The sequence below is a fragment of the uncultured Mucilaginibacter sp. genome, assembly GCF_903893715.1.
In the GTDB taxonomy this organism is placed as follows: domain Bacteria; phylum Bacteroidota; class Bacteroidia; order Sphingobacteriales; family Sphingobacteriaceae; genus Mucilaginibacter.
The window spans coordinates 1-5,496 of sequence record NZ_CAITNG010000078.1 but is presented as its reverse complement, the minus strand read 5'-3'; the positions used below and the strand labels follow the sequence as shown (position 1 = coordinate 5,496).

Genomic DNA, 5,496 nt, shown 5'->3' with positions numbered 1-5,496 from the left:
TATAATGTTCATAAACACCTGGTTTATTTTACCCGGATAGCAGTTTAGCAAGGGCAATTTGTTTAAAACCGGCGTGATTTCAATATAATGGGGGATGCTGCTGCGCAGTATCACGAGGGTATTGAGTATGGTTTTATTGATGTCGGTGAGTTTCAATTCAACCTCGTCGGTGCGGCTAAAGGCGCGCAGGCTTTGGATAATTTCGGCAGTGCGCGATGCGCCGTCTTCTATGCCGGCCAGCAGTTCAGCTATTTCGTTTTTAATAAAATCAACGTCGATTTGTTTTTTGTAGGTGGCAATATCTGTAGCCAAATCGGTATTGTCGGGTTGGGCTTCCAGGAGGGCATATTTATCGAGCAGGGCAAAAACTTCGTCAAGATCCAGCTTGAGTGGTTTAACGTTCGATTTTACGAAGTTTATGGGGTTGTTTATTTCGTGCGCTATACCGGCGGTGAGCTGGCCAAGCGAAGCCATTTTTTCGGTTTCGATGAGTTGTGCCTGGGCCTCTTGCAGGTTTTCGACCAAATGGGTGAGGTTTTCGTTGCTCACCAGTAATTCTTTAGTACGTTCGAGTACTTTACTTTCGAGGATGATGTTTTGCTCGGTGATGAGCCGTTCGTTTTCGCGGGCTATTTTTAGGGCCAAAAACTGCGAATCGTTGATTTGGGCGCGGTAAAAATTGATCTTATCGGCCAAGGCTATTGAAAATACAACCAGTTCGATGGTAGAGGTAAACAATATAATATCGGCAGTAAACTCGTTATAGGGTACCCATCCTTTGCTGCGCGCGGCCGATATGATAACCGATACCAAAAAAAGGAACCATCCCAGCATAAAGAACTTGGCGGGTTTATAGCCTTTTGCGTATAGCCATATACCGATGGCCAATAGCGAAACACTGCCAAAACTGCTCAAAACCGTTAGCAAGCTAAAAGCTATATTAAAGCTGGTTGCAACTAAAAACAGCACGGGCGCCACAAAAAGTAAGGCGAGCCCGATGATAAACCCATATATTTTTTTGTTTTGCGACTTGATTTGCAGAAACTCGGTAACAAAGAGCATAATGGACAGCCATAAAAATATACGGCTGAAGGCTACCAGGTAATTGTTATAGATGACCGGGCTTACCAGATCGGAGCCATAGCCACGGGTAAATGCCTGGGTTAGGCCCAAAAACAAAATATAGCTTACATAGTACAGGTAGCTCCGGTCGTTGACGATAAAATACAACAGCAGATTGTAGAGTGCCATAATGATAACGATACCCATGAAAATGCCAAAAGCTATGTTTTTGGAGCTATAACGTTGGATATATTTATCGGCGCTGGTGAACTCGATGGGGATAATATTGGGCACATTGCTTTGGATGCGCATGTAAACCGTGCGTACGGAATCGGGCAGAACAATGCAGTTGATCATGTTTGCTTTGGGTGCAAAGCTTCCCTTACCATTGATTCCGGCACTTAAATGAGCCATATGGCCGTTCATGGCATCGCTAAAATAAAGATCAAACCGATCAATAACGCTGGCATTGATGCTGATGGGTATAAAAGGCTGCGGGGTTTTATTGCGAAGGATGACTTTAAGCCAAATGACAGAATTTGAAACGGTTAAGATGGGTAAATCAGAATTGCGGGTGGTAAACTGAGTGCTGGCCAAAATATCTTTAAAAGTCAGTTTACCCTTTGGGTCGGCCAGTTCGGTAAAAAAGTTTTTGTTGATCAGTTTTACTTCGTCCTGGTGTATGGTCAAGGTATCGGACAGGGCAAACAGGCTTGTGCTTTTAAGAAGAAGGAAAAGCAGAAGACTGTATTTTTTCATGAAGGAGGATGCAGGTATTATGGGAGATAAATATGCACAGAAAATTAAACATTTGCTATTTTTTTTGTTGGCAATGAAACCAAACGACAATAAATTTGTACATTAAAGGTTTATGACCATATAAACACAACGGAACATGACGCAATTTGGAGTATTGTATGTTGATGACGAGATACACAACCTGAACAGTTTTAAAGCGGCTTTCAGGAGGGACTTTAACATATTTACGGCCCAGTCGGCCAAGGAGGGCCGTAAAATACTGGATCAGAACGAGATTGCCGTTATAGTTACCGACCAGCGTATGCCGGTGATGACCGGGATAGAGTTTTTGGAATCGATCATCCATATTTATCCGGATACGATACGCATTTTGCTGACGGGCTTCTCGGACATTAATGCCGTAATGGACGCCATAAACCGCGGGCAGGTGTACAAATACCTGGTGAAGCCCTGGGCCGATGAAGAGTTGAAGATGTACATCCAAAACGCGATGGAGATATACCATTTGCGCAAGGAAAACCAGGATTTGGCCGAAAAACTGGAGAAGGCCAATAAACAATTGGGCGCTTTGAAAATAGCACGCCTTTAATCGGTTTCAAGAAATAATTTTTTTTGTACTTTTGACCGGTTAAACCTTTTAGTAAACTCTTAGTTTAATTAAGGTTAAGCTCCCTTGATTACCGATTAAACGTGAAGAAACCTTTACAAAAAATTTTATTGTTTGTATTTGCCGCTTGTGTGTTATTTGTAAATAACGCTCGGGCGCAATCGGGCAATTCAAATATCGGTACAGAGTTTTGGACGGGGTACATGGTGCATATCAATGGTGCCACTGGAGCCAGCGCTTCACAAATGATCTTGTATATCGCCTCGGATGTTTCCACTTCGGGAACGGTAAGCATCACTGACAATAGTTTTGCACCAATCAATTTTACAGTAAATCCTAACGTAGCCACACTGGTACCAATACCTGCCGCCGCATATCTGGGCAATACAGATGGTACACAAACAAAAGGCATTCATATTGTGAGTAAAAACCCGATAGCTGTTTACGCGCATATATACGCCAGCGCAGTATCGGGCGCAACATTATTGTTGCCTGTAAATACTATGGCCAATGATTATTATTCGTTGAATTATACTCAATTATCCAACGCTACACCATCGTATTCGGCGTTTATGGTTATCGGTACACAGGACAATACTACCGTTCAAATAAAGCCGACCGCAGCTTTGATAGACGGAACGGCTGCCAACAAAACATTCAGCATAACTTTAAATAAGGGGCAGGTTTACCAAGGCTTGTCGGTTACCGACCTGACAGGTACGCGCATTACATCGGTTAGTAATGGCTCTGGCTGTGCAAAAATAGCGGTATTTTCGGGCAGCAATAAAATTTATATAGGCTCTCCTAATAACTCGGCCGATAATCTTTTTCAGCAAGTTTATCCTACAGCATCATGGGGGAAAAATTATATCACGGTGCCCCTAAAAACGCGGAATTACGATGTTTTTCGTGTGGTGGTGAGCGACCCTGCAACTGTAGTGACATTAGATGGTGTTGTTCAGCCAACTTCGGCACTGATCAATAATTTTTACTACCAATTTAACAGCCAAACCACCCATGTTATAACGGGCGATAAGCCCATACAGGTAGTGCAATACGCGGTAACCCAAGGCAACGAGATAGACGGGAAAACAAACTTTAAAACCGATATCGGCGACCCGGAAATGATATACCTAAACCCGCTTGAGCAGAACATCAGCCAGGTCACTTTATACTCCACCGATAAGTACAAGATACTGAATGGTTTTATCAATGTAGTCATCCCGACAAGTGCAGCGTCGTCGTTTTTGCTTGACGGTGCAGCTCCGGCAAGTGGCTTTGCGGTGGTACCGGGAAATACGGCGTATTCTTATGGCCAATTTGCAGTAAGCGTACCGGCAACACATAATATTTCGGCCAATCAGGGTTTTAATGCCATTGCCTATGGTTTTGGCGGGACAGAGTCGTACGGGTACGCGGCAGGCACCAATGTTAAAAACCTGAACGAGTTTGCCCAGTTTACGGCGCCCGGTACCACATCCGTGCTTTCGACAGGTTGCACAGGTTCCAGTTTTGAACCCCAGGTGATATTGCCCTATCAAACCACCAGCATTACCTGGGATTTTGGAATAGGAACCACACCGGTGGTGCAAACCACCCCGACAGTATTTAACACCATTGTTAAGGGCACGCAAACATTATACGTGTATGATTACGGGCAGCCTATTACGTTTAGCGCAGCAGGGACTTACGCGGTTAATGTTACTGTTGTTGACCCTATTACGACGGTATGCGGCTCGAACGAAATTGTAAGTTTGAATTATACGGTTACCGATCCGCCGGCGGCAAAGTTCGCTTCGCGCGATTCGGTTTGTGTTAACGATACTGTTGGTTTTAAGGACTTAAGTACGGGTACCAGCGGTGTTAATGGCTGGCATTGGGCTTTTGGTACCGGCGATACCACCAATGTGCAAAATCCGGTTTATAAGTTTTTAAACCCCGGCGATTATACGGTTGGTTTAACGGTTAGTTCGGGTTTGGCATGTCCGTCGTCGGTATTTACCAAAAAGGTGCATGTACGTAGCCTGCCAATAGCGGCATTTAGCTATTCGACACCGGATTGTGAAACGATGGGCGTTACATTTACTGACCAATCGAACCCAAGTGAGGGGCATATAGTCCAATGGATATGGAACTATGGGGATGGTTCGCCGGTAGATACGCGAACGAACAACCAGCCTTTTACACATACTTATAGTACGGCGGGGAGTTATACCATTACCTTACAGATAGTAACCAATAACAGTTGTACCAGCAGTGCGGTAAGCCATAGTATTACCATCCACCCGCACCCCGTGGTTGATTTTGGTTTGCCCGATGTTTGTTTGGCCAATGCCGTGGCGAGCTTTACGGATAAGACCACCATATCCGATAATAGCAATGCCCAATTTAAATACCTATGGAATTTTGGCGATGTGAACGCCACCACAACTAACCCGAACACCAGTACTTTACAAAACCCAACGCACCAGTTTATAGCAGGCGGTCCGTATACCATCAGTTTAACAGTGACGACAAAAGACACCTGTACGCTGACTACTACAAAGACATTTACGGTAAGCGGCCAGGCCAATTTTTCGGCCGCGACGGATGCTTGCCCGGGCGATAGTATTTTGTTTAGCGATAAAACCAGCGGGGCTACGCCTGCGGTATCGGCATGGCATTGGGATTTTGGTACGGGCGATACGAGTAACGTGCAAAATCCAAAGTATCCGTTTAAAGCACCGGGCGATTATACCGTGAAGCTGACAGTAACGGGGCATAATGGTTGCTCGACTACATCGTACAGCTCGCCGGTGCATATTTATAAAAAACCTGTGGCTGGTTTTGTTTTTTCGAGTTTGGATTGTGAGACGGGGCAGGTAACGCTGACTGACCAATCGACCAGCGCTGAGGGCACGCTTGCCCAATGGGTATGGGATTATGGGGATGGCAGCGCTTTGGATACGCATACGAACAATACACCATTTACGCATACCTATGCCACAGCGGGTACTTATGTGATAAAATTGTACACTATTACCAATTTAGGTTGTGCCAGTGTAACGGTCAACAAATCCATTTTAGTA

3 protein-coding genes are annotated in these 5,496 nt (G+C 44.7%); 2 read left to right on the top strand and 1 reads right to left on the bottom strand.

What is annotated here, in order from left to right:
- Positions 1 to 1,821: 7TM diverse intracellular signaling domain-containing protein (locus tag QZX97_RS09390; protein ID WP_295664595.1), on the bottom strand; the 1,821-nt coding region annotated here is incomplete at its 3' end.
- A 136-nt stretch (positions 1,822 to 1,957) separates the two neighbouring features.
- Here QZX97_RS09390 and QZX97_RS09385 point away from each other — a divergent pair.
- Together QZX97_RS09385 and QZX97_RS09380 are read left to right on the top strand one after the other, a co-directional pair.
- Positions 1,958 to 2,410, top strand: a complete 453-nt coding sequence (locus QZX97_RS09385; protein WP_295664594.1) for a response regulator — start codon at positions 1,958 to 1,960, stop codon at positions 2,408 to 2,410.
- 101 nt (positions 2,411 to 2,511) lie between these two features.
- Positions 2,512 to 5,496 (top strand): PKD domain-containing protein (locus tag QZX97_RS09380; protein WP_295664593.1); only part of this gene is annotated, 2,985 nt, incomplete at its 3' end.